The sequence below is a fragment of the Nocardioides sp. IC4_145 genome, from assembly GCF_011250565.1.
Classification (GTDB): Bacteria; Actinomycetota; Actinomycetes; order Propionibacteriales; family Nocardioidaceae; genus Nocardioides.
Genome location: NZ_JAANMS010000004.1, coordinates 114,338 through 139,299, shown reverse-complemented (window position 1 = coordinate 139,299; position 24,962 = coordinate 114,338). Strand labels below are relative to the sequence as shown.

Below are 24,962 nucleotides of genomic sequence, written 5' to 3'. Positions count from 1 at the left end.
GTGACCCATCCGGGGGGCCTGCCGGATCGGCAGGCCCCCCGGATGGGTCACTTCTTCTTCAGGACCCAGAACTTCACGATCCGGGTGTCGGCCTTCGTGGTGTCGTTGCCGAGGTACTTCACGCGGACCTTCTTCTGGCCCGGCTTGGCGTACGCCGCCAGACGGACGGTGGCCTTGCCGTTGGGGTTGAGCTCGACGGTGGTGGCCTTGCCGGAGCGGAAGACCTTGACCGTGCCGGCGGCCGCGGCGTCGCCGGCCTCGACGGCGATCTTGAGGACGACCTTCTTGCCGACCTTGGCCTTGCCCTTCTTCGTGGTGGTGACCTGGGAGACGGCCTTGGGGGCCGGGGCGCCGACGACGGTGCCGGACGGCTTCGCGACGACCGAGACGTCCCAGGTGCCGGTCAGGCCGGCGGGGGCGGTGAAGGCGACGTCGGCCGCACCGGCGGTGACCGGGAAGCTGCCCACGCGGACCGACTTCGAGCCCTGGACGAGCGAGACCTCGACCGAGGTGTTGGTCGGGGCGCCGAGCGAGGTGAGGTCGAGCTTGGCCAGCGAGAAGGCGACCTCGTCACCAGCGGAGACGGAGGCGGGCAGACCCGGGGCCTCGACCTGCTGGCGTGCGAAGTCCGGCGAGATCGGGTCGTTGCCGGCCAGGTAGTCGCGCCACAGCTCCGCGTCGAGCAGCCCGGTGTCGGTGAAGGTGCCCTCGGTGAAGGCGCGGAAGTTGTCGCCGCCGGTGGCGAGGAACGACAGGGTGGAGACCGTGTAGGTGCGGTCGAGGTCGAGCGGCTGGCCGTCGATGCGGACCGAGGTGATGCGCTCGCCGGCCGGCTTGCTCGGGTCGGCGGTCACCCGCACGTTGTCGGACATGCCGAGCTGGAGGTAGGGCCGCGACGGGACGTTGCCCTCCGCGTCGGTCTGCCACTGCTGCTCGAGCACCTTCTTCAACGAGGCACCGGTGAGCTCCACCAGCGCGACGGTGTTGTTGAACGGGAGCACCGCGTTGGCCTCGGCGAAGGTGACGACGCCGTCGGTGTTGGCCGGGTTCGCCGCGGTGTCCCCGGCGAAGAGCAGGTCGGCGCGGAGGCCGCCAGGGTTGGTCAGGCCGAGGTCGGGCTCGGCGATCTCCGAGAGGCCGTCACGGAGGGCGTTGGCGACCAGGCCGCCGAGCGTCGACTCCGAGGCACGGTCGTCGCGCTTGCCGTCGGCGAACGCGGTGGTGATGTCGCCGGTGATCTTCGCGACCGGCTTGTTGCCGACCTCGGCTGCCGCGTCGAGCGCCGCCTGGGTGATCTCGGCGACCTCGGCCACGCGCGGCAGGGTCAGGTCGGCCTCGGCGGCGCGGGGCACGTTGCTGGCGGCGTACGCCGTGACCTCACCGGTGACGTCGTCCACGGTCAGGTCGACGCGGCCGATGTTCTCGCCGTACGAGCCGGTCTGCACGACCGGACGGGTGCCGGTGTCCCAGGCGTACTGCTTGTGCGTGTGGCCGGTGAAGATGACGTCGACCTCGGGGGCGGTGTCCTCGACGATGTCGGCGAAGACACCGCCGGCGGCGACCTCCTCCTCGAGGGTGGAGCCGTCGGGGGTGCCGGCGCCGGCGCCCTCGTGGTACTCCGCCACGATCACGTCGGCCTCGCCGTTGGTCTCGTCGTCGTCGGAGAGCTGGGCCGCGACGCGGTTGACCGCCTCCACCGGGTCGCCGAAGGTGATCTCGGTGATGCCGGCGGGGCTGACCAGCGCGGGGGTCTCCTCGGTGACGACGCCGATGACGCCGACGGTCACCCCGCCGACCTCGTAGGTGGCGTACTCGTCGAGGGCGGGCTCGGTCGTGCCCTTCTTGTAGACGTTCGCGCCGAGGTAGTCGAAGTCGGCGGCGTCCTGCACCCGGCCCTGGAGGTCGGCGAAGCCGCGGTCGAACTCGTGGTTGCCCACGGCGGAGCCGTCGAGCTCGAGCGCGTTGAGCACGTCGATGGTCGGCTGGTCCTGCTGGTTCGACGAGGCGAAGAGCGAGGCGCCGATGTTGTCGCCGGCGGAGAGGAAGAGGGTGTTGTTGTCCCCGGCCTCCGCGCGGACCTGCTCGACCGTGGTGGCGAACTTGGTGGTGTTCGCGTCGATCCGGCCGTGGAAGTCGTTGATGTTGAGCAGCGTGATGTCGACGGTGGCGGCGTGGGCGGGGGCCGGGACGAGCACCAGCGTCGTGGCAGCGACGGCGAGCCCGAGAGGCGCGACGAACCGCTTGGGGGTGGCAGGCATGTAGGCGATCTCCAGGTGGGGGTGACGGGCGCGTGCCCGATGACGGCCCCGGATGCAGGCAGCAGCGCACGCCATCGCCGTCGACAGACGACGTCCCGAGACGAGCGCGAGCAAGCGGAAACCTTCCGGCACGAGGGGCGAGCGGCCGATGAGGCCGCCGTCACCCTAATACGCGGCCGGACGCCCCCGATCCACCCCGAAGGTGACGATCTGGTGACGAAATGGGGCCGACGGGAACGCCGTCAGCGGGCGCCGGCGCCCAGCGCGCGGCGCTGTTTCCAGGCGTCGCGGAAGAACTCGTACCCCGACCACAGGGTCAGCGCCACGGCCACCACCAGGCATGCCTGGAAGACGTAGAACAGGACCTCGCCGGGCACCTCGAGCGCCCCGGACAGGTCGGGGTCGCGCAGTGGCAGGACGAGACCACCGAGCGCGAGCGCCTGCATCGTCGTCTTGAGCTTGCCGAGGTTCGCCGCCGCGATGACGACCCGCTTGGCGACCGAGAGCCGCAGCAGCGTCACGCTCCACTCACGGACGAGGACGACGATCGTCACCCACCACCAGATGTCGCCCACGATCGACAGCCCGATGAAGGCCATGCCGGTGATCGCTTTGTCGGCGATGGGGTCGGCGATCTTGCCGAAGTCGGTGACGAGGTTGCGGGCCCGGGCGATGTCGCCGTCGATCTTGTCGGTGATCATCGCGACGACGAAGAGCGTGTAGGCAACGCAGCGCCACAGGATCGAGTCGCCGCCGTCCACGAGCAGCGCCCAGCCGAAGAACGGCACCATCGCGATGCGCAGCGTGGTGAGCACGTTGGGCAGGTTCAGGTTCGACACCTGCGGCTGGGTCTCGCTCATGCGTGCGCCTCCTGCACGATCGGCTCGGCGTAGAGGTCCGCCCCCTCGGCGTCGACGACGACCGCGGTGACGAGGTCGCCGACCTGGGCGCGGTGGCCGAGGAGGTACGTCGACCCGTCGACCTCGGGACCCTGGTGCGCCGCGCGGCCCTCGACCGAGAGCTCGCCGTCCTCGTCGGACACCGACTCGACCAGCACCTCGACGGTCTCGCCGAGCCGCTCCAGCGCGCGTTGGGCGGTGAGCTCCTCGACCAGGGCGGTGACGTGCTCGGCGCGGGCGCGGACCTCGTCCTCGTCGAGCTTGCCGTCGTACGTCGCGGCCTCGGTGCCGTCCTCGTCGGAGTAGCCGAAGACGCCGGTGACGTCGAGCCGCGCGGCGACCAGGAAGTCGCACAGCGTCTCCAGGTCCTCCTCGGTCTCACCGGGGAACCCGACGATCACGTTGCAGCGCACGCCCGCCTCGGGCGCGTGGCCGCGGACCTGCTCGAGCAGGCCGAGGAAGCTCTCGGGGTCACCGAAGCGACGCATCCGGCGCAGCACCGACGCGCTCGCGTGCTGGAAGCTGAGGTCGAAGTAGGGCACGACGCCCGGCGTGGTCGCGATCGCCTCGACCAGCCCGGGGCGGGTCTCGGCGGGCTGCAGGTAGGAGACGCGCACCCGGTCGACCCCGTCGATCGCGGCCAGCTCGGGGAGCATCGTCTCCAGCAGCCGCAGGTCGCCAAGGTCCTTGCCGTAGGACGTGGAGTTCTCGCTGACCAGGAACAGCTCGCGGACGCCCTGGGTGGCCAGCCACTGCGCCTCCTGGAGCACGTCGCTGGGCCGGCGGCTGACGAAGGAGCCGCGGAAGGCCGGGATCGCGCAGAACGAGCAGCGCCGGTCGCAGCCGGAGGCCAGCTTCAGCGGTGCGGTCGGCCCCCCGTCCAGCCGGCGACGTACGGCGCGGGGCCCGGTGGCCGGCGCGCCCTGACCGATCTCCGCCGTCGACGTCGGCGCCGAGCCGTGACCGGGGACCGCCAGCGTCGACGCGGCGCGCTCGACCGGGGAGATCGGCAGCAGCCGGCGACGGTCCTGGGGCGTGTGCGCGTGGTGCGACTCCCCCGCGACGATGGAGCGCAGCCGCGCGGCGATGTCGGGGTAGTCGTCGAAGCCGAGCACCGCGTCGGCCTCGGGCAGCGACTCGGCCAGCTCCTTGCCGTACCGCTCGGCCATGCAGCCGACCGCGACCACGGCCTGCGCGCGGCCGCTGCCGCCGGCGGAGGGCTTGAGGTCGGCGGCCTCGAGCAGGGTGTCGACGGAGTCCTTCTTGGCGCTCTCGACGAAGCCGCAGGTGTTGACCACCACGGTGTCGGCGTCCGCCGGGTCCTCGACGAGGCGGAAGCCATCGGCCTCGAGCCGGCCGGCCAGCTCCTCGGAGTCGACCTCGTTGCGTGCGCACCCGAGGGTCAGCAGCGCCACCGAGAGCGGGGTCGTCGGGCCGGGGCGGGTGTCTGCTGCAGTCATGGTCGTGGCCGAGTATGACCGGCCGAGGACGCCACCCGCGAACCGTCGACGCCGCTCAGACTGGTTCCGTGTCCGGTTTCACGGCGAGGACCGGGCACATCGCCTCGAGGATGACGCGCTGCGCGACGCTGCCCATCAACAGCTTGCCGACCGGCGTACGTCGGCGCAGCCCGAGCACGACCAGGCGCACCTGCTCCGCGACGGCGATCCGCAGCAGCTCCTCGGCGACGTCCGCCACGACGACCTGGCGCACCTCGTGCTCGACCCCGTTGAGGCCGTCACCGACGTGAGCCAGCACCTCCGGGGCGGCGAAGCGCCGGTCGACGTACGCATCGCCCTTGCTCCCGTTGACGATCAGCAGCCGGTAGCCGCGGTGCCGCGCCTCCGCCGCGGCGTGCCGCACCGCGGCTCGCCCGAACTCGTCGGGCGTGAAGCCCACCAGGATCGTGCTCATCGCTCCACCAGCTCTCCGTCGTCGGTCCGCTTCCCTGTCTCCGGCGTTGCCCCGCCGTCCGTCCGTGGACGGGCCGGGCGCAGCCGGGCGACCACGAAGGGCACCAGGAGGAGGAGCGCGACCACCGTGTAGACCGCGACGGCGAGCGGCTCGTCGACGAGCCCGGAGGCTGAGCCACCGGAGATGGCGAGCGCCTCCCGTGCCTTGGACTCCAGGATCGGCCCCAGGATGACGCCCAGCACGAGCGGCAGCACCGGCAGCCCGAACCGCCGCATCGCCAGACCGAGGAGCCCGAAGACGAGCAGCAGGAAGAGGTCGAAGGCGTCGAGGTTGACCGTGTAGGCACCGAGCGAGGCAAAGAAGAGGATGCCCGAGTAGAGGTAGGGACGCGGCACCCGCAGCAGCCGGGCCCATAACGGCGCGAGCGGCAGGTTGAGCACCAGCAGCAGGGTGTTGCCGATCAGGAGGCTGGCCAGCAGCGTCCAGACCAGGTCCGGCTGCTCGGTCATCAGCTGGGGGCCGGGCTGGATGCCGTAGCCCTGCAGGGCCGCCAGCATGATCGTCGCGGTCGCAGTGACGGGCAGACCGAGCGCGAGCAGCGGCACGAAGGTGCCCGCCGCGGAGGCGTTGTTGGCGGCCTCCGGCCCGGCGACGCCCTCGATGGCACCCCGACCGAACTCCTCGGGATGCTTGCTGAGCTTCTTCTCCGCGAGGTAGGAGAGGAACGTCGGGGTCTCGGCGCCGCCGGCTGGGACCGCGCCGAAGGGGAACCCGAGGGCGGTGCCCCGCAGCCACGGGCCCACTGAGCGCCGCCAGTCGTCCTTGCCCATGAACGGCTGCCCCACGGGCGTGATCTGCATCGGCGTGCGGCGGAGGTGGGCGGCCACCCAGAGCGCCTCGCCGAGCGCGAAGATCCCTACGGCCACCACCACGATGTCCAGGCGGTCGGCGAGCTGGGTCGTGCCGAAGCTGAGCCGCGGCTGCCCGGTGTTGAGATCCAGGCCGACCAGGCCGATCGTGAGGCCGAGGAACAGTGCGATGAAGCCGCGCAGCCGGGAGGTCCCGAGGACCGCCGTCACCAGCACCAGCGCCATGATCGTGATGGCGAGGTACGACGGCGCGCCGATGCGCACCGCGACGTCCGCGAGGGCGGGCGCGAAGAAGACCACGCCGAGGGTGCCCACGGTGCCGGCGATGAAGGAGCCGATCGCCGCGGTGGCCAGCGCTTGGGCCGCTCGACCGGCCTTGGCCATCTTGTTGCCCTCGATCGCGGTCATCACCGACGACGACTCGCCGGGGGTGTTCAACAGGATCGAGGTGGTCGAGCCGCCGTACATGCCGCCGTAGTAGATCCCGGCAAACATGATGAACGCCTGGGTCGGCTCCAGGCCGTAGGTCACCGGCAGCAGCAGCGCCACCGCCATCGCCGGGCCGATGCCCGGCAGCACGCCGACGAAGGTGCCGAGGAGCACGCCGAGGGCGGCCCACAGGAGGTTCTCGGGGGTGACCGCGGACTCGAGGCCGCCCCACAGGAGCGAAAGGTTGTCCATCACAGGATCCCGTCGAGCAGGCCGGGGCTCAGCGGGATGCCGAGCCCGACGTAGAAGGCGTACCAGCTGCCGACCGACATCACGACGCCCACGAGCACGTCACGCACGAGGGTGGTGCTGCCCAGGGCCCAGGCGGCCCCCGCGAACAGCAGCGCGCCGGAGATGGCCCAGCCGAGGACGTCGATGGTCGCGATCGTGAGGACGAGGACGCCGACGAGCTTGCCGACGGTGACCCAGTCCGCAGGGGTGTCGAGGTCGATGTCCTCGCCGTCCTCCGCCTCGGGGCGCGAGCCGCGGAGCGTCGCGACGGCCAGCAGGACGGCGAGGACCAATAGCACCCCGCCGACGACGAACGGGAAGACCCGGGGGCCGACGGGATCGGCGAAGCCGACCTCGAGGGTGGTGGCGTCGTAGACGGTGTAGCCGCCGAGGGCTGCCAGGCCGGCGGCGAGGCCCAGCTGCGATCGGTCGACGGGGTCCGGTCCCGGTGCCGCCGTCGTCTCGTGCGCGGTCGCGGTCACAGCAGACCGACCTCCTCCAGTGTCGACGCGACGCGCGCGTCCTGCTCGTCCAGGAACTGGCCGAAGTCGTCGCCGGTCACCAGCGCGTCGGTCCAGCCGTTGTCCTCCAGTGCCTGCTGCCACTCCGGCGACGCATGCATCTCCTCGATGAAGGCGATGAGCTCGGCGCGGCGCTCCTCGGAGAGGTCCGGCGGGGCGAGGACGCCCCGCCAGTTGGTGAAGACCAGGTCGATCCCCGACTCGGTCAACGTCGGCACGTCGGCGGCCGGCCCACCGGCCAGCCGCTCCTCGCCGGAGACCGCCAGCACCCGCAGCTCGCCGGCGGCGATCTGGCCCTCGAACTCGCCGAGCCCGGAGAACCCGACGGCGATCTTGTCGCCGAGCAGGGCGCTGGTCAGCGGACCGCCGCCGTCGTAGGGCACGTAGCGCACCTCGGCCGGCTCGATGCCGACCGCCTCGGCCAGCTGCATCGGGAACAGGTGGTCCGGCCCGCCGGGACTCGACCCACCGCCGACCGCGATGCCGGTGGGGTCCGCACGCCAGGCGTCGACGAAGTCCTTGATCGACTCGTACGGCGAGTCGGCGGGCACCAGCACGCCCTCCTGGTCCTCGATCAGCTGCGCGATGGGCGTGGCGTCGGTGACCTTGAACGGCAGGGCGAAGGAGTACGCCGATCCGACCACCCCGAGGCCCATCGTCATGAGCGTGTGCTCGTCACCAGCGGCGCCCATCAGGCGGGTCAGCGCGACGGAGCCACCCGCGCCGAGGATGTTGGTGACCTCGAAGTCGCCGCCGGTGACGTCGTCGTGCTCCATCACGCTGACCGCGGCGCGGCCAGTCTGGTCGTAGCCGCCGCCGGGGCTGTTCGGGATCCACATCGCCAGGTCGCGCGACGCGTCCCCGCGGGTCACGCCGCACCCGGCGGTCGCCACCGACACCGTCACGGCGACGGCCGCCGCGATCGCTCGTGTTGCCGTCAGCATGTCTCTCCTGTCACGTTCGGGGGGACGAGCATCTCGAGCCGTTGTGGCGACCGTCACCCTTCGGAAACCAATGGAGGTTGTGGAACTTGTGGTCTCGACGCCCACGGCTCAGCCTCGCGGCGCAGGTGCTGCTCCTGCAGCTGACGGTGCTCGCGGTGGTCGTCCTCGTCTCGGCGGTCGTGTCCGTCCGGCAGGCCGACGCCGCCTTCCGCGAGACCCGCGGCGAACGTCTCCGGGCCACCGCGGAGAACCTCGCCTCCACGCAGGCGCTGCGCGACGCGATGGAGGTGCCGAGCGACCGCACCGCGCTGGCGGCGTACGTCCAGGACCGCGCCGACCTCGTCGGCGCGACGTCGGTCCACGTCACCGACCCGAGCGGCACGGTCGTCCTCGGGACCGATCCCCTGCAGCGGGGGCGGCCGGTGGACCTGGGCGACCGCAGCGTGCTGGACCGGCGCGAGTGGACCGGCGACATCACCGACCGCGGCCGGCGGGCGATCGCCGCGATGGTGCCGGTGCTCTCTGACAGCGACAGCGACGCCGCGGAGGCCGGGCGACGCCCTCGGACCGGGACCCTGGTCGGGGTGGTCGTGGTGACCGAGGACTACCCGCCGGCCACCGAGCGCCTGGGCGAGGCGACCGAGGAGCTCGCCGTCGTCCTCGGACTCGGGCTGACGCTCGGCGGCGCCGGGTCGTGGTTGCTCTCACGGCTCGTCCGGCGTCGCACGCGCGGGCTCGAGCCCGACGAGATCGCCGCTCTCGCCGACCAGCGCGAGGCGCTGCTGACCTCGATCCGGGAGGGAGTGGTCGCGGTGAGCGAGGCGGGGGTCCTGACCGTCGTGAGCGACAGCGCTCGCGAGCTGCTCGGGCTGCCCGGCGAGGCGACCGGCCGTCGTGTCGACGACCTCGACCTCGAGGCGTCGGTGCGCGAGCTGCTCAGCGGGGGCACCGAGGTCCACGACCGGGTGCTTGTCGTCGCCGGCCGGGTGCTGGTCACCAACCGCAACCGGGTCCGGCACGACGGGCGGCCGACCGGCACCGTCACCACCGTCCGCGACCGCACCGAGCTGCTGGCGCTGCAGAGCGAGCTCAGCGCCCGGCAGAGCGTCACCGAGACGCTGCGCGCCCAGACCCACGAGTTCAGCAACCAGCTCCACACGATCTCCGGGCTGCTGCAGCTCGGCGAGCCCGACGAGGCGGCCCGGATGATCAGCACGCTCACCCGCCGTCGGGCGGCGATCAGCGACGCGGTCACCGCCCGCGTGGACGACCCCGCGGTCGCTGCGCTGCTCATTGCGAAGACCAGCGCGGCCGCGGAGCGGCACATGTGGCTCGGGCTCACCGACGACACCCGCCTCCCGCGGCTGGACCACGAGCTGTCGGCCGACCTCGGCACGGTGCTCGGCAACCTGGTCGACAACGCGGTCGAGGCGGTCGCGACGACCGGCCGGGTGGGACGGCGGGCACGCGTGGACGTGCACCTGGCCCTGGAGGAGGACGGCACGGCGGTCGTCCGGGTCGCCGACACCGGGCCGGGGGTACCGTCCGACCAGACGGAGGCCGTCTTCCGACGGGGCTTCACGACGAAGCCGAGCGATGCCGGCGGGCGCGGCATCGGCCTGGCGCTGGTGCAGGTCGTCTGCGAACGGCGTGGCGGGTCCGTCTCCGTGCAGCCGCGCGAGGAAGGACCGGGGGCGGTGTTCACCGCGCGGCTGCCGGCAGGGAGGGGCGACCATGACTGAGCGGGGCGACGGCCGGCCCGACCTGCGGGTCCTCGTCGTCGACGACGACTTCATGGTCGCGTCGATCCATGCCCGCTTCGTCGAGCGCGCCGCCGGGTTCGTCGTGGCCGGCCGGGCGGCCAGCGGCGCCGAGGCACTGGACGCGGTCGCGCGCCTCCGGCCTGACCTCGTGCTGCTCGACGTCCACCTGCCCGACCTCAGCGGCATCGAGGTGCTGCGCCGACTGCGCGGTCGGGGCGACGACGTGGGCGTCATCGTCGTGACCGCCGCACGGGAGGTCGACACCGTCCGTGCGGCTGCGGCGGCCGGTGCGGCGCACTACCTGGTCAAGCCGTTCGAGCACGAGGACCTCGTCGCCCGCATGGAGGCGTTCCGGGCGGCCCACACGGCACTGCAGGGCGTCGAGGCGCCGGACCAGGAGCACATCGACGCGGTCTTCGCGCCGCTCGGTCGGGCCCGGGCGACCCTGCCCAAGGGGCTGAGCCCAGAGACCGCCGAGTCGGTGCTGGCCGCGCTCCGCGGGGGTCACGAGCTCTCCGCGGCCGAGGCGGCGGAGGTCGTGGGGATCTCCCGGGTCAGCTGCCGGCGCTACCTCGAGCACTTCGTGGACAACGGGGCCGCGGCCGTGCGGCTGCGCTACGGCGGGACCGGTCGTCCGGAGCGTCGCTACCGAGCGACCTGAGCCCGCCAGGAACCCCCACACCGGGCCGCCCGGTCGCCTACGGTGAGCGCAGACACCTGCGCGCACGGGCTGCGGGGAGGAGGTTCCGATGGACACGCCCAGGACCGACGGGCCCGCCGCCGATGCCGCCGTGCTGTGGCAGCTCACGCTCGAGCACTCCCCCGTCGGCATGGCCCTGGTCGACCTCGAGGGCCGGGTCGTGCTGGTCAACCGGGCGTTCGCGGAGATGCTGGGACGCGACGCCGCGCAGATGCGCGGTCTGCACTTCGCCGAGTTCACCCACGGTGACGACCTCGAGCACGACGTGCACCACTTCGACCGAGCCACCGCCGGGGAGCTCGACTCCTACCGGCTGCGCAAGCGCTACGTGCACACCGACGGCCGCACGGTGTGGAGCGACCTGTCCGTCGGTGCGGTCCGCGACGCCGACGGTCGGCTGCACCACCTCGTCGCCCAGATCCTCGACGTCACCGAGCAGCACGAGGTCGAGCAGCGGCTGGCCGCCGCCAACGCCGAGATCGAGCGCGAGCGGCAGGCGCTCGAGGCGGTCTTCGAGACCGTCGGGGTGGGCCTGCTCCTGCTGGACGCCGACGGCCGCTACGTCCGGATGAACCGGCGGCACCGCGAGACCATGAACCTGCCGTTCCCCGATGGGCACGACGGCGCGGCGGGGCAGCTCGGGCACGTCTACCACCTCGACGGGCGCACGCCGCTGACCCGCGAGGAGATGCCGTCGTACCTCGCCACCCAGGGTGAGGAGTTCACCGACTACCGCTACTGGGTGGGGGACGACCCGTTGACCCGGGCGGCCTTCACCACCAGCGCCCGGCAGGTGCGTGGGCCGTCGGGCGAGCGGCTCGGCGCGGCGCTGGCCTACCAGGAGATCACCGACCTGCTGCGGGCGCTCCAGGTCAAGGACCAGTTCGTCTCCTCGGTCTCCCACGAGCTCCGCACCCCGCTCACCGCGGTCCTGGGGCACCTGGAGATGCTCTGCGAGGAGGACCTGCCCGGGGACGTCGTCGACCGGTTGCAGGTCGTGCGCCGCAACGCCGAGCGGCTCCGCACCCTCGTCTCCGACCTGCTGCTGGTCGCCCAGGCCGGCGAGGTCGGGCTCGAGATGCACCGCCGCGACGTCGACCTGGCGGCGCTCGTCGGCGAGGCGGTCGAGACCGCCCGCACCGCCGCCGACCGCGCCGGGGTGACGCTGGACGCCGACCTGCCGGCCCACCTGGTCGTGCGCGTCGACGAGCAGCGGGTGCGCCAGGTCGTCGACAACCTTGTCTCCAACGGCGTCAAGTACACCGAGCGCGGCGGGTCGGTCGAGGTCGCGCTCCGCCTCGTCGCCGGTGCGGTCGAGCTGACGGTCCGCGACACCGGCATCGGCATCGCCCGCGACGAGCTCACCGCCGTCTTCACCCGGTTCTTCCGGGGCGGCGCAGCGCTCGAGCGGCACATCCCCGGCACCGGACTCGGCCTGGAGATCGTCAGCTCGATCGTGAGCGCCCACGGCGGCACCATCGCCGTCGACAGCGAGCTCGGCCGGGGCAGCGTGTTCACGGTGACCCTGCCGCTCTGAACCCCGGACGGCTGCTCCGGACCCGGCCGGGCCCGGACGTTCCGCCCCGCGGTGCCCGGTGGCGACCTACGCTGGGAGCACCGCGCAGGAACGGCACGACCGACGACCGTCCGCTGCGGTAGCACCTCATCGACACGGCCCACCGGCCTGAAGGGCCCTTCATGCCGCTGGCGCACCCGTCGCCCACCCTCCCGAGCGACGTGCCCAACGACCCCGGGTGCGGTCCGGACCGTCCGCGCCTGGGCGCCGTCGTCCGCCGGGTGGGGGTCAACCTGCTGGTCGCGTGCGTCGTGCCGGCCGTGCTCTTCTACACCTGCTTCCGGCTCGGCGACGTCTGGGTGGCGATGGGCGCTGCGCTGGCGTGGTCGTACGGCGCGATCGCGTGGCGGGCGTGCACCGGACGGCGCGCGTCCGGCCTGCTCTACCTCACCGCGGCCGTGATGACGGTGCGGACCGGGGTCTCCGTCGCCTTCGACAGCACCTACCTCTACTCCCTCCAGCCGATCGTCACCGACGGCCTGGTCGCGGCGCTGTTCCTGCTGTCGCTGGCCACCGCCCGGCCCGTGGTGGCGCGCCTCGCGGGTGACTTCTACCCCCTCGACGACGACCTGGCGCTCCGGCCGCGAATCCGTCGGCTCTTCGCCCGGCTCACCCTGCTGTGGGGCGCGCTGGGCGCGGCCAAGGCGGCCGGCACGCTGTGGCTGCTCGAGTCGCGCTCGCTGGAGACGTTCGTGCTGGTGAAGACGGTCTCCATGCCGACGCTGAACGGCCTCGCCGTCGTCGCCACGATCGGCGCCGCCGTGCTCGTCGCCCGACGCGAGGGCCTGCTGCCGGGCGCACCGCTGTCCACTGCGGTGATGTAACGGGATCCGCTCCCGGCGACAGGTGGTGGACGGACGGCGCGCCGTGCGCCGCCCTGCGCCGACTCCCCCGCGGCGCAGCACCCTGCTCAGGAGCCGCCCGTGACGACCTCGGTCCACCCGGACGTCGAGCGTGACCTCGTCGATCCCGCCCTCCCGCCACGTGACCGGCCCGAGCAGCGGCCGGGCCGGCACCGTCGCGAGCGGGTCCCCGCCGACGACCTCACGGTCATCATCCCGGCCTACGACGAGGTCGCCTCGATCGCCGACACCGTCCGCAGCGTGCTCGGCCAGTCGACCCCGCCGGCGCGGGTCGTCGTCGTCGACGACTGCTCCACCGACGGCACCGGCGAGGCCGCCCGCGCGGCCGGCGCAGAGGTGATCCGGCCCGAGCACAACACCGGCTCCAAGGCCGGGGCGCAAAACCTGGCCCTCGGCCTGGTCGACACGGCGTACACCATGGCCATCGACGCCGACACCACGCTCGCGCCCGACGCGATCGAGACGCTCCTCGAGCCGCTCGACGCCGACGCGTCCGTCGCGGCGGCGTGCGGCTTCGTTGTCCCGCGCCACGTGCGGTCGGTGTGGGAGCGCGGGCGGTACGTCGAGTACCTGCTGTCGTTCACCTTCTACAAGCCCACCCAGGACCACTACGGCGCACCGCTGATCGCGTCCGGCTGCTTCTCGGCGTACCGCACCGACGTGCTCCGCGACGCCGGCGGCTGGTCGGAGCGCACCCGCGCCGAGGACATGGACCTGACCTGGACGTTCTTCCAGCGCGGGCACCACGTGCGGTTCGTGCCCGAGGCGGTCTGCTACCCGATCGAGCCGCACGACCTGGACTTCATGAGCAAGCAGCTCCGGCGCTGGTCGCACGGCTTCGTGCAGAACGTGCGGCTGCACTGGCGCGGCATCCTGCCCCTGCCGTTCCTCAGCACCGCCGTCGGCGTGGCGATGGTCGACGCGGTGGTCGCGTCGCTCGTCTACCTGCTCGTGCTGCCCGTGCTGGCCGTCGTCGTGAGCCCCTGGGTGCTGGCGGCGTACGTCGTGGACGTGCCGGCGATCCTCGTGCCCGTGCTCGTGGCGGCCCGTCGCCGCGGCGAGGTCGGCAAGGCGCTGGCGTCGGTGCCGGCCTTCCTCGTGCTGCGCATCGTCAACGGAGTCTTCATGATCCGGGCCCTCTGGAGCGAGGTCGTCCTCCGCAAGCCGCTGCTCGTCTACGAGAAGGGCCACTGAGATGACCGCGGGACTCCCCGGCACCGGCCTCGGTGGCCTGCTCTACGTGCTGCTCGCGCTGTTCATGCCGCTGCGCGAGCTCTACCTCACCGCCCGCGGCCGCAGCAGCCGCGAGCGCTGGGCCGTCGTCGGCCGCCAGGCGTCGCTCGCGCTCGGCGTCGTCGGCGCCCTGCTCACCACGGCGGTCGTCGTCGGCCGCGCGGTCGACGCCCGCGGGCCCGCCGGAGGCGCCGCCGGCACGCTGCTCGCCGGCGCCGCCGTCGGGCTGTGCGTGCTCGCCGTGCTCGCCGTCGTCCTGCGGCTGTGGGCGCTGCTGGACCGGCGCGCCGTCACGGCCGGGTGAGCCCGGCCGGGGTCAGCCGGTCGGGACGTCGGCTTCCATGGCGGCGACGAAGTCGGACTTGACCGCGCGCCAGGCCTCGTCGGTCATCGTGCGGCGCCAGTAGGGCGAGCAGGACATCTCGGCGCGGCTCAGGCCGCGGTCGACGAGGAGGTGCTTGCGGATGCCGCGGACCTCCTCCGCCTCGCCGTGGACGAAGGCGTGTGCGCGACCGGCCGGGGCGTCGAGCGCCTCGAGCGAGCGCAGCAGCAGCGTGACCGGGTCGTCGTCGCCGGCGCGGTGCAGCCACTGGAGGTGCAGGTCGCCCGGGCTGCTGAGCGGCAGCTCGTGCCCGGCGTCGTCGCAGACGAGCCGCACGACCACGGGCCGCCCGGCGGGCACCGCCTCGAGGGAGGCGGCGATGGCGGGCAGCGCGGACTCGTCGCCGACCATGAGGTGCCAGTCGGCGGTCGGGTCCGGCTTGTAGCCCCCGCCCGGCCCCTCGAGCACCAGCACGTCACCCGGCGCGGCCGAGGCCGCCCAGCGACCCGCCGCTCCGAGGTCGCCGTGGACGACGAAGTCGATCGTCAGCCGCTCGCCGTCCCAGGCACGGACGGTGTAGCGCCGGCGCGCCGGCCACCACTGCGCGTCGTGCTCGTCGCGCACCTGCTGGGGCTCGAAGACCGGGCCGTACGGCGCGCCGTCGGGCGCGATCGCGAGGTTGACGTAGGCATCGGTGCAGTCGGGCATCTCGAAGCCTGAGAGCCCGTCGCCCCCGAGCACCACCCGGACCATCGCGGGCGTGACCCACGTGGCCGACACCACAGTTCCGTGCACGGGACCTCCCTCGACGACGACCGTTGGACTTAGGTTAGCCTCACCTCCGTCGCGACCGGGGGCCGCCCCCGGGTCGTGACGAGATCGGGCGCCGCCGGCGCCCCCCGTGCCCGAAAGGACCACCGTGCGTTCCCTGCGCCTCCTCACCGCCTCCCTCGGAGCGGCCGCCCTCGTGCTCAGCGCCTGTGGCTCGTCCGACGACGAAGCCGCCGCCGACGCGCCGAGCAAGGACTCGTCGTCGTCCGCCGAGTTCCCGATCACCATTGAGCACGCGCTCGGCACCACCACCATCGAGGAGCAGCCCGAGCGCGTCGCGACCGTCGCGTGGGCCAACCACGAGGTGCCGCTGGCCCTCGGCGTCGTGCCGGTCGGCATGGCCGCGGCCAACTTCGGCGACGACGACGGGGACGGGCTGCTCCCCTGGGTCAGCGACGAGCTCGAGGAGCTGGACGCGGAGACGCCGGTGCTCTTCGACGAGACCGACGGCATCGACTTCGAGGCCGTGGCCGACACCGAGCCGGACCTGATCCTGGCGTCGTACTCCGGTCTCACCCAGGAGGACTACGACACCCTCAGCGAGATCGCCCCGACCGTGGCCTACCCCGAGGCCCCGTGGTCGACGGAGTGGCGCGACATGATCCTGCAGAGCAGCGAGGCCATGGGCATGGCCACCGAGGGCGAGGAGCTCGTCGCCGAGCTCGAGGCCGAGATCACCGAGGCCGTCGACGCGCACCCGGGCCTGGCCGGCAAGAAGACGATGTTCCTCACCCACGTCGACACCGCCGACCTCAGCGAGGTCAGCTACTACACGACGCAGGACACCCGCGCGAAGTTCTTCTCCGACCTCGGCCTGGCCACGCCGGCCAGCATCGAGGAGGCCTCGCAGGAGTCCGACCAGTTCTCGGGCACGCTCAGCGCCGAGCAGGTCGACAAGCTCGACGACGTCGAGATCATCGTGACCTACGGCGACGAGGAGCTGGTCCAGGCGCTCGAGAGCGACCCGCTGCTCTCCAAGATGCCCGCGGTCGAGAACGACGCGATCGTCCTGCTGCCCAACACGCCGCTGGGCACCGCCGCGAACCCGACGCCGCTCTCGATCTCCTACGTCCTCGAGGACTACGTCGACATGCTCGCGAAGGCCGCCGGCGCCGAGTGACCGCCGTTCCGGGAGGGTCGCCCGCGTGACCCTCGCACCTCCGCTCCCCGCCCCGGGCGTCGCTGCCACGCGACGCCCGGGGCGGTCGCGCGCGCTGTGGCTGGTCCTCGGCCTGCTCGCGCTCCTGGGCCTCGCCCTGCTCTCGGTCGCCGTCGGCTCCCGGCCGGTCGGCTGGTCCGACATCACCGCCGCGCTCGGCGGCTCGAGCGACACCCTCGCCGAGGCCGCGGTCACCAAGCGGATCCCGCGCACGCTGCTCGCGGTCGCCGTCGGCGCCGCCCTCGGTCTCGCCGGCGCGGTCATGCAGGGCGTCACTCGCAACCCGCTCGCCGACCCGGGCATCCTCGGCGTCAACATGGGCGCCTCGCTGGCGGTCATCACCGGCATCGCGTGGTTCGGCCTCACCGCCGCCGCCAGCTTCGTGTGGGCCGCCATCGCCGGCGCGGCCCTCTCCGCCGTCTTCGTGTACGCCGTGGGGTCGCTCGGGCGCGGTGGCGCGACGCCGCTCAAGCTCGCCCTCGCGGGCACGGCGACCTCGGCCGCGTTCGCCTCGTTCATCACCGCCGTCGTGCTCCCCCGCAACGACATCGCGGGCGGCGTGCGGTCCTGGCAGATCGGCGGCGTGGGCGGCGCGTCCTTCGACACGATCACGCTGGTGCTGCCGTTCCTCCTGGTCGGGCTGCTCGTCTGCCTGGTCTCCGCCCGCGGCCTGAACTCCCTGGCCCTCGGCGACGACGTCGCCGCCGGCCTGGGCGAGCGCGTCGCGCTGACCCGCGGCGCGGCGGCGGTCGGCGCGGTGCTGCTGTGCGGCGCGGCCACCGCGGCGGCCGGCCCGATCGGCTTCGTCGGGCTCGTCGTGCCGCACCTGTGCCGGCTGCTGGTCGGCGTCGACCACCGCTGGCTGCTCCCGTCCTCCGCGGTCGTCGGCGCGGCGCTGCTGACCGGCGCCGACGTGGTGGGCCGCATCGTCGCCCGGCCCAGCGAGATCGACGTCGGCATCATCACCGCGCTCATCGGCGCGCCGTTCTTCATCCACGTCGTCCGCCGCCAGAAGGTGCGTGCCCTGTGACCGCGTCGCTCTCCTCCCCGGGAGCTCCCGCGCCGCTCGCGGCCCCGGCCGCCGGGACCGTCGAGCGGGTCGCGCGCGGCCGCGTCCGACGCAAGGCCCGCCGCCGCGTCGTGGTGGGGGTGCTCCTCGTCCTCGTGGTGGCCGTCTTCGCCACCAGCCTCATGGTCGGCCGCACGTTCTACCCGCCCGCCGACGTCGTGCGCGTCGTCCTCGGCGAGGACGTGCCCGGCGCGTCCTTCACGGTGGGCCGGCTCCGCCTCCCCCGGGCCGTGCTCGCGCTCCTCGTGGGCCTGTGCTTCGGCCTGGCCGGCGTCACCTTTCAGACGATGCTGCGCAACCCGCTGGCCAGCCCCGACATCATCGGGATCAGCGCCGGGTCCAGCGCGGCCGCCGCGGTCGCGATCGTCACCTTCGGCCTCTCCGGGACCGCCGTCTCCTTCCTCGCCATCACCGCCGGGCTCGGCGTCGCGCTGCTCATCTACGTGCTGTCCTTCCGGGACGGCGTCGCCGGCACCCGGCTGATCCTCATCGGCATCGGCATCGCCGCGATGCTCGAGAGCGTGATCGCCTACGTGCTGAGCAAGGCAGCGGCCTGGGACCTCCAGGAGGCCACCCGCTGGCTGACCGGCAGCCTCAACAGCGCGAGCTGGGACGACGTCGTGCCCACCCTCCTCGCGCTCGCCCTCCTCGGCCCGGTGCTGCTCACGCGCGCCGGCGACCTCGACATGCTGCAGCTCGGCGACGACGCTGCCTCCGCGCTCGGCGTACGCGTCGAGCGCACGAGGGTTCTCGTCATCGTCGCGGCCGTCGGGCTCGTCGCCTTCGCGACCGCCGCCACCGGCCCGATCGCCTTCGTCGCGTTCCTCGCCGGTCCGATCGCCGCCCGCATCGTCGGCCCGGGCGCCTCGCTGCTCGTCCCGTCCGCGCTCGTCGGCGCCCTGCTCGTGCTGGTCGCCGACCTGGCCGGGCAGAACCTGTTCGACCACCGCTACCCGGTCGGCGTCGTCACCGGCGTGCTGGGCGCGCCGTACCTCGTCTACCTCATCGTCCGCACCAACCGCGCCGGAGGCTCGCTGTGACCGCCGACCACACCCTCACCGTGCACGAGCTCGAGCTCGGGTACGGCGAGCGCACCGTCATCGAGTCCCTCGACCTGGTGCTCCCGCCCGGCCGGGTGACCGCCATCGTCGGCGCCAACGCCTGCGGCAAGTCCACGCTGCTGCGCTCGATGTCGCGGCTGCTGCGGCCGCGCACCGGGCAGGTGCTCCTCGACGGCGAGCAGGTGCACAAGCTGCCCGCCAAGGAGCTGGCCCGCACGCTCGGCCTGCTCCCCCAGGCGCCCACCGCGCCCGAGGGCATCACCGTCAGCGACCTCGTCGGCCGCGGCCGCAACCCCCACCAGCGGCTGCTCTCGCGCTGGAGCGCCGAGGACGACGCCGCCGTCGCCGCGGCACTCGAGGCCACCGACACCGTCGGGCTCGCCGACCGGCCCGTCGACGAGCTCTCCGGCGGTCAACGGCAGCGGGTGTGGATCGCGATGGCGCTCGCCCAGCAGACCGACGTGCTGCTGCTCGACGAGCCCACGACGTACCTCGACGTCAGCCACCAGGTCGAGGTGCTCGACCTGCTCACCGACCTCAACCGCACCCGCGGCACGACGATCGTCATGGTGCTCCACGACCTCAACCTCGCCGCGCGGTACGCCGACCACCTCGTCGCCCTCGCCGGCGGCCGTCTCCACGCGGCCGGCGACCCGCACGCGGTGCTGACCGAGGAGAACGTCCGCGCGGTCTTCGGCCTCGACTGCTCGGTCATCACCGACCCCGTCTCCGGGCGGCCGCTCATGCTGCCGATCGGCCGCCACCACGTGGCGGCGCCGACGCACTGAGCGTCCCTGCGGCGGGCGACCTCAGAGCGAGCCGAGGCGCGGGCTGAGCCAGGAGCCGGGCGTCCGCTCCGGCGCCGGCTCCTCGCCCCGCGTCGCGCCCGGGTCGACGCTCGTCGGCGTACCGCTCGTCACCTCGGTGCGCGACGCGGCGACGCGACTCGCCGACGGAGAGGGGCTGGGGCTCATGCGCGTGCCGTAACCGCCGGCGGGTGCGGGGATGCGCCGGTCCAGACGGGTTCCCGCCCCGGTTGCTCAGACGACGAGCCATACCAGGCAGGCGAGGCCGAAGGCGGAGAGGCCGAGGGTCGTCTCCATGACCGTCCAGGTCTTGAGGGTCGTCTTCTCGTCCATCCCGAAGAACCGGCTGACCAGCCAGAAGCCGGAGTCGTTGACGTGGGAGAGCACGGTCGAGCCGGCGGCGATCGCGATGACGATGAGGCTGAGCTCGACGCTGCCGAGGTTCGCGTCGGCGGCCGGCCCGGCGATCAGGCCGCCGGCCGTGGTCAGGGCGACGGTGGCGGAGCCCTGCGCGACGCGCAGCAGCGTGGCGATGACGAACGCCTGCAGGATCAGGGAGAACCCGAGTCCCGAGAGCGAGGAGCTGAGCGCGGCGCCGACACCGCTGAGCTCGAGCACCCCGCCGAACATGCCGCCGGCGCCGGTGATCAGGATGATCGCGCAGATGGGGCCGAGCGCCTGGTCGAGGATCGTGGTCACGCGGGCCATCGACGCGTGCGGACGGCCGAGCACCGCGATGGCGACGAGCACGGTGATGAGCAGCGCGACCGGCGTCTGTCCGAGCAGGCCGAGGAAGTCGACCCAGCTCGCCCCCTCCTCGATCGTCCCGGTCGTCACGAGCGTGTCCAGGACGGTGTCGAAGGAGATGAGCACCAGCGGGATGAGCAGCAGGCCGAGGACGGTCACGAACCTCGGCGGGCCGCCGGTGGACCCGTCCTCGTCGCCCTCGCCGTCCTCCACCTTGCCGAACACGACGTCGGTGATCGACACGTCGATCCGCGCGCCGAGGAACCGGGAGACCAGGTAGACACCGACGTACCAGGACAGCACCGCGATCGGCAGCCCGACCAGCAGCGTCACGCCGACCTCGGCGTCGATCTGCTGCGCAGCGGCGACCGGGCCCGGGTGCGGGGGGACGATCGCGTGCATCGCGGCGAAGGCACCGGCCGCGGGGAGCGCGTAGTAGAGCAGCGAGCCGCCGAAGCGCCGCGCGACGGTCAGGATGATCGGCAGGAAGACGACCAGGCCCGCGTCGAAGAAGATCGGGAACCCGAAGAGCAGTGCGGCCACGCCGAGGGCGAGCGGCGCCCGCTTCTCCCCGAACCGCCCGATGAGGGTGTCGGCCAGCACCTGCGCGCCGCCGGTCACCTCCAGCAGCCGGCCCAGCATCACGCCGAAGGCGACGAGCAGCGCCACCGAGCCGAGCGTGTCGGCGAAGCCGTACATCAGCACGTCCGGGATGTCGCCGAGGTCGAAGCCGACTGCGACCGCCGTCACCACGCTGACCAGCACCAGCGCGATGAACGCGTGCAGCTTCACGGCCATGATCAGGACGAGCAGCAGGGCGACCGCGCCTGCCGCGATCAGGAGGAGCGTGGCGGTGCCGTAGACCGGGTCGATCGCTTCCATGGTGTCCTTCCGGGTCGGGAGCACCACCTTCCCGTGAGGGAGGCGCGCCCGCAACGGCCCCGGACTCGGTTCAGTCGAGACAGAACTCGTTGCCCTCGATGTCCTGCATGACGATGCAGGACTCGTCGAACCCGTCGGCGAGCATCGTGCGGACGTGCGTGGCACCGAGACCGGTCAACCGCTCCTGCTCGGCCTCCAGCGCGGCGAGCCGCTCGTCGCCGACGAGGCCCGTGCCCACCCGGACGTCGAGGTGGACGCGGTTCTTGGCGACCTTGCCCTCCGGGACGCGCTGGAAGAACAACCGCGGCCCCGCCCCGGTGGGGTCGACGCAGGCGAACGCCGACCCCTGGTGCTCCGCGGGGAGCGAGGCGTCGAAGTCGGCCCAGGACTCGAAGCCCGGCGGTGGTGGCGGCACGACGTACCCCAGCACCTCGCACCAGAAGCGGGCGACCCGCTCCGGCTCGGCGCAGTCGAAGGTGACCTGGACCTCGCGCACGGACGCCATGGGGCCACGCTAGACCCGGACCGCGCCGCGGGTCAGCCCCCGGTGATGCCCACCGGCACCCGCACCGACGTGCGCTGTCCGGAGCGGACGTCGAACGTCTGGTCCATGGTGAGGTGGTACGGCGTGTTGGCACCGGCGGCCTGCAGCTCGCACGACCAGCGACCGGCGCGCAGGCGGCTCAGCTCGAAGACCGGACCCTCCGCGCGGCGGACGACCGTGGCGAACTGCGCCCGCTCGTCCGAGCCGGGCAAGCGACAGGTCACCTTGACGAAGCCGTTCGCCCACGGCCAGGCGCGCCCGGTCCGGGCGTCGACGAGCAGTCCGTGCAGCGACCCGCCCTCGGGCCCGCGACGGATGCGGACCCGGGCGACGTCGCGACCGACCCGCACCGTCCGGGCCGCCGGTGGCAGGTGCTTGCCGTACGTCGCGAGCCGGACCTCGTAGGTGCCCCGCGCGAGGCGGGAGAAGGTCACCCGTCCGTCCGGACCGACGGACCTCGCGCCCGCAGGCGGCTGCCGGACCCAGCTCGGCGCGCCTCGGGTGAGTCGGACGCCCGTGCCGGCCGGCGCCCGCACCACCAACCGGCCGGGAGTCGGGGCGGCGCGCAGCTCGCCGAGGGCGGTGGTGCGCCCCGGACGCACCCGGAACGTGCGCCAGGCCTGCTCCCAGCGGTCCTCACGACGGTCGAACCAGGTGCCGTGCAAGCGGTACGTCCCTGGGACGAGGGGTGGAAGGCGCAGCTGGTGGCGCGCCCCCCTCGTCCAGGTGTCGCCGATGCGCGCCCCCCGACCGTCGTAGAGGTCGACCTCGGCGTGCCGCTCCGGGAACCGACCGGTCACCGTTCCGAGCTGATCCCGACGCAGCCGCACGTCGACGCGCAGGGACGTCTCGCGGGTCGGGATCGACACCCGACGCAGGACGGCCACGGGCGCGTCCTCGGTGATCCGCCCCGCGCCGATCCGCAGCAACCAGGGTCGGGCGGACGGCTGGATCCCCGAGAAGACGAAGCTTCCGTCGCGACGCGTCCAGATCGCACCGCGGCGGCCGCTCGAGACCTGGCGGACGAGCGACACCGGCACCCAGGCCAAGGGCTCGCCGTCGAGGGACAGGGTGCCGTGCACGACGGCGTCGGGTCCACTGGCATCGATCGTCGTCACCCCCGGACCGATCTCGATCGGGCGCACCTCGCCGCTGTCGTCACCGATCGGCCAGTGGAGGCTGAGGCGGTATCGGCCCGGCCGGATCCCGCGGAACGTCACGACGCCGTCGATCAGCTCGGCGCTGACGCCCCAGCCAGCGCCGTCGCGCAGCGCCACGGACGGGCCCTCCGACTCATCGGTCAGCACGCGCAGCGTCGCCGGCTCCTGCAGAGGAACGTCGCCCAGCCCCACGGGCTCGGTCGCGGCGGCGCGGTGGTAGCCGCCCACGTGCAGCAGGCTCGGCTGCGGGCCGTCCGTGCCGACGTACGTCGTCAGCAGCTGGAGGCCGTCCCGCTCCCGGCTGCAGGCGGCCCAGTCGACTGAGTCGTCGAGGCACACACCGACGACGTACTGGGCGGGCCGCGGTCCGGACGCCACCGCGAACCTGCCGTCCTCTCCCGCCGTCGCGACGGCGGTCGTGCTTCCGACCGCAGCCCCGCGGACGTCGATGAGCACGACCGTCGCGCCGGCGACCGGCAGCCCGTCGGCGTCGACAGCACGACCGGTGATGACTGGTCCGTCGGCCGCGATGGCCGGCGCAGGGACGGCCAAGACGGGGACGAGCAGGGCGAGGGCGGCGAGCAGGCTGATGAGAGCGCGACGCATGGAGAACTCCGAGGTGGGGGAAGCCCGCATCCTGCCTCATGGTCGCCGTCGTCGCGTCCTGCGACCGGACGAGTCCGGTCGCTACGTCGCCGTGGCAACCAGGCTGGCGAGCAGCACCAGCGGCAGCGAGACGACGGCGCCCAGCGAGGTGGCGAGCGTCAGCGTCTTGAGGCTGCCCTTGGTGGACAGGTCGAGCAGCGTGGTGAACATCCAGAAGAAGTTGCTGTTCACGTGCAGCGCGAACATCGCGCCCGACGCGATCGCGAGCGCGATGACCACTGGGTCGACGCCCAGCGACCCGACGACCGGCGCGATGATGCCGGCGGCGGTGATCGCGGCGACCGAGACCGACCCGATCGCGAAGTGCAGCACCGCGGCGATGCACCACGCGAGCAGGATGCTGATCACGACCGGAGCGCCCTCCTCGGCGGAGAACAGGTCGGCGAGCGTGCCCTCGAGGCCGCTGCCGCCGATCACCGCACCCAGCGATCCGCCCACGCCGGTGACGAGCAGGATCTCGCCGGTGGTGTGGAAGCCGGCGGTCAGGACCCGGCCGACGCCGTCGGCGCCCAGCGACGGTCGGACCATGCCGACCGCGACGAGCAGGCCCAGGAAGAGCGCGATGTTGGCGTCGCCGAGGAACGTCACGACCGGGTTCGACCCGCCCGCGACGTCGACGATGGCGCCGGTCGCGATGAGCACCAGCGGCAGGAGGATCGGCAGCAGGCGGACGAGCAGCGGCAGCCGGGCGGCGCGCTCCGCCCCGGGGACGGACTCGGCCTCGGAGTCCGCCGCCTCCTGGTCCTGCGCCGCGTCGGCGTCGAGGTCGCTGTCCTTCCACAGCCCGCGCCCGAGCAGCACGCGGAAGAGGAACGTCGTCACCACGGCGGTCAGCAGGCCGATCGGCAGGCCGTAGATCAGGTACGTGCCGAGTGGCACGTCCATCAGGCCGGCGACCGAGACCGCCGCCAGACCGGGCACCACGAAGACGTAGCCGGAGAAGATCCCGATGCCCATCGCCCCGGCCAGCCACGGCAGCCCGTGCCGACGGTCGACCGCCGGTGCGGACTCCTTGGCCATCGGCGCGGCCAGCACCACCTGCACGTCGACGTAGATCGACGGGAAGATCGTCGACATCGCCGCCGCCATGGCGTACGGCAGCCGCTTCCCCACCTTGCGCGCGAGCAGCTCGACGAGGTCCCGGAAGGTCCCCATCGAGTGCAGCAGCGCACCGATGAGCACGCCGAACCCGATGAGCAGGCCGACCTCGGCCATGATCTCGCCGAAGCCGCCGGTGATCGCGCTGACCGTGCCCTCCGCGCCCTGCTGGGTCGCGAGCCCGAGGTAGATGCACGCGACCAGCAGCGAGATCACCGGGTCGACCTTGAACCGGATGATCAGCAGGATCGCGGCGAGGATCGCGATCGCGGAGTGGAGGATCTCCATGGGCTTCCGTTCTGTGGGGTCCGAGACGTTCGCGCGCCCGGTGACCGGAGCAGCCCAGGCTCACCCTGC

Annotated in this window: 23 protein-coding genes; 10 read left to right on the top strand and 13 right to left on the bottom strand. The window is 73.0% G+C overall.

Features of this window, described 5'->3' with window-relative positions; all coding sequences use genetic code 11:
* Nucleotides 1-47: 47 nt before the first annotated feature.
* From G6553_RS03760 to G6553_RS03730, 7 genes are all read right to left on the bottom strand, one after another.
* The gene (locus tag G6553_RS03760) at nt 48-2,258 is read right to left on the bottom strand and encodes a bifunctional UDP-sugar hydrolase/5'-nucleotidase (RefSeq protein ID WP_207619311.1); all 2,211 of its coding nucleotides are present in this window, start codon (nt 2,256-2,258) and stop codon (nt 48-50) included.
* 242 nt (nt 2,259-2,500) lie between these two features.
* Nucleotides 2,501-3,118, bottom strand: a complete 618-nt coding sequence (pgsA, locus tag G6553_RS03755; protein ID WP_166189295.1) for a CDP-diacylglycerol--glycerol-3-phosphate 3-phosphatidyltransferase — start codon at nt 3,116-3,118, stop codon at nt 2,501-2,503.
* Nucleotides 3,115-4,617, bottom strand: coding sequence for a 30S ribosomal protein S12 methylthiotransferase RimO (rimO, locus tag G6553_RS03750; RefSeq protein WP_166189293.1), 1,503 nt, complete (start codon nt 4,615-4,617; stop codon nt 3,115-3,117). The genes pgsA and rimO overlap by 4 nt, the downstream gene beginning before the upstream one ends.
* A gap of 55 nt (nt 4,618-4,672) precedes the next feature.
* Nucleotides 4,673-5,071: a universal stress protein gene (locus G6553_RS03745; RefSeq protein WP_166189292.1), complete on the bottom strand. Its 399-nt coding sequence runs from the start codon at nt 5,069-5,071 to the stop codon at nt 4,673-4,675.
* Nucleotides 5,068-6,621 carry a tripartite tricarboxylate transporter permease gene (locus tag G6553_RS03740; RefSeq protein ID WP_166189290.1) on the bottom strand — a complete coding sequence of 518 codons (1,554 nt, stop codon included), beginning with the start codon at nt 6,619-6,621 and terminating at the stop codon, nt 5,068-5,070. The genes G6553_RS03745 and G6553_RS03740 overlap by 4 nt, the downstream gene beginning before the upstream one ends.
* Nucleotides 6,621-7,142, bottom strand: coding sequence for a tripartite tricarboxylate transporter TctB family protein (locus G6553_RS03735; RefSeq protein ID WP_166189288.1), 522 nt, complete (start codon nt 7,140-7,142; stop codon nt 6,621-6,623). Before G6553_RS03735 ends, G6553_RS03740 begins: the two co-directional genes overlap by 1 nt.
* Entirely contained in the window at nt 7,139-8,125 is a 987-nt protein-coding gene (locus G6553_RS03730; protein ID WP_166189286.1) for a tripartite tricarboxylate transporter substrate-binding protein, read from the bottom strand. Before G6553_RS03730 ends, G6553_RS03735 begins: the two co-directional genes overlap by 4 nt.
* Before the next feature lie 86 nt (nt 8,126-8,211).
* Here G6553_RS03730 and G6553_RS03725 point away from each other — a divergent pair, with 86 nt between their 5' ends.
* From G6553_RS03725 to G6553_RS03700, 6 genes are all read left to right on the top strand, one after another.
* Nucleotides 8,212-9,867 (top strand): ATP-binding protein, encoded by a 1,656-nt coding sequence (locus tag G6553_RS03725; RefSeq protein WP_166189285.1) that lies wholly within the window; start codon nt 8,212-8,214, stop codon nt 9,865-9,867.
* The gene (locus tag G6553_RS03720; RefSeq protein WP_207619310.1) at nt 9,860-10,549 is read left to right on the top strand and encodes a response regulator; all 690 of its coding nucleotides are present in this window, start codon (nt 9,860-9,862) and stop codon (nt 10,547-10,549) included. Before G6553_RS03725 ends, G6553_RS03720 begins: the two co-directional genes overlap by 8 nt.
* Nucleotides 10,550-10,637: 88 nt before the next feature.
* The gene (locus G6553_RS03715) at nt 10,638-12,125 is read left to right on the top strand and encodes a HAMP domain-containing sensor histidine kinase (protein WP_166189283.1); all 1,488 of its coding nucleotides are present in this window, start codon (nt 10,638-10,640) and stop codon (nt 12,123-12,125) included.
* 161 nt (nt 12,126-12,286) lie between these two features.
* Nucleotides 12,287-12,988 (top strand): VC0807 family protein, encoded by a 702-nt coding sequence (locus tag G6553_RS03710; protein WP_166189281.1) that lies wholly within the window; start codon nt 12,287-12,289, stop codon nt 12,986-12,988.
* Between the two features lie 99 nt (nt 12,989-13,087).
* The gene (locus tag G6553_RS03705; protein WP_166189280.1) at nt 13,088-14,221 is read left to right on the top strand and encodes a glycosyltransferase; all 1,134 of its coding nucleotides are present in this window, start codon (nt 13,088-13,090) and stop codon (nt 14,219-14,221) included.
* 1 nt (nt 14,222) lies between these two features.
* Entirely contained in the window at nt 14,223-14,564 is a 342-nt protein-coding gene (locus tag G6553_RS03700; protein WP_166189278.1) for a hypothetical protein, read from the top strand.
* Nucleotides 14,565-14,576: 12 nt separating this feature from the next.
* Here the strand turns inward: G6553_RS03700 and G6553_RS03695 are convergent, their stop codons facing one another.
* Entirely contained in the window at nt 14,577-15,377 is an 801-nt protein-coding gene (locus tag G6553_RS03695) for a siderophore-interacting protein (RefSeq protein WP_166189276.1), read from the bottom strand.
* A gap of 124 nt (nt 15,378-15,501) precedes the next feature.
* Between G6553_RS03695 and G6553_RS03690 the strand changes: the two genes are divergently transcribed.
* Genes G6553_RS03690 through G6553_RS03675 form a run of 4 tightly spaced genes read left to right on the top strand, consistent with a single transcriptional unit; the run spans nt 15,502 to nt 19,490 of the window.
* Nucleotides 15,502-16,533 (top strand): iron-siderophore ABC transporter substrate-binding protein, encoded by a 1,032-nt coding sequence (locus G6553_RS03690; RefSeq protein ID WP_166189275.1) that lies wholly within the window; start codon nt 15,502-15,504, stop codon nt 16,531-16,533.
* Between the two features lie 25 nt (nt 16,534-16,558).
* A complete protein-coding gene (locus G6553_RS20900; RefSeq protein ID WP_166189273.1) occupies nt 16,559-17,602 on the top strand; it encodes an iron ABC transporter permease in 1,044 nt (347 codons plus the stop codon).
* Nucleotides 17,599-18,681, top strand: coding sequence for an iron chelate uptake ABC transporter family permease subunit (locus G6553_RS03680; RefSeq protein ID WP_166189271.1), 1,083 nt, complete (start codon nt 17,599-17,601; stop codon nt 18,679-18,681). Before G6553_RS20900 ends, G6553_RS03680 begins: the two co-directional genes overlap by 4 nt.
* On the top strand, nt 18,678-19,490 hold the full coding sequence (locus tag G6553_RS03675) for an ABC transporter ATP-binding protein (protein ID WP_166189269.1): 813 nt from the start codon (nt 18,678-18,680) through the stop codon (nt 19,488-19,490). Before G6553_RS03680 ends, G6553_RS03675 begins: the two co-directional genes overlap by 4 nt.
* A gap of 21 nt (nt 19,491-19,511) precedes the next feature.
* On the opposite strand, the gene G6553_RS03670 is transcribed toward G6553_RS03675, so the two are convergent.
* The 5 genes from G6553_RS03670 to G6553_RS03650 form a co-directional block, all read right to left on the bottom strand.
* Nucleotides 19,512-19,676: a hypothetical protein gene (locus G6553_RS03670; protein ID WP_166189267.1), complete on the bottom strand. Its 165-nt coding sequence runs from the start codon at nt 19,674-19,676 to the stop codon at nt 19,512-19,514.
* 66 nt (nt 19,677-19,742) lie between these two features.
* Nucleotides 19,743-21,137: a GntP family permease gene (locus tag G6553_RS03665; protein WP_166189265.1), complete on the bottom strand. Its 1,395-nt coding sequence runs from the start codon at nt 21,135-21,137 to the stop codon at nt 19,743-19,745.
* A gap of 70 nt (nt 21,138-21,207) precedes the next feature.
* A complete protein-coding gene (locus G6553_RS03660) occupies nt 21,208-21,642 on the bottom strand; it encodes a VOC family protein (protein ID WP_166189264.1) in 435 nt (144 codons plus the stop codon).
* Between the two features lie 32 nt (nt 21,643-21,674).
* On the bottom strand, nt 21,675-23,447 hold the full coding sequence (locus tag G6553_RS03655; RefSeq protein ID WP_166189262.1) for a carboxypeptidase-like regulatory domain-containing protein: 1,773 nt from the start codon (nt 23,445-23,447) through the stop codon (nt 21,675-21,677).
* A gap of 81 nt (nt 23,448-23,528) precedes the next feature.
* Entirely contained in the window at nt 23,529-24,893 is a 1,365-nt protein-coding gene (locus tag G6553_RS03650) for an SLC13 family permease (RefSeq protein ID WP_166189260.1), read from the bottom strand.
* Nucleotides 24,894-24,962: the final 69 nt, after the last annotated feature.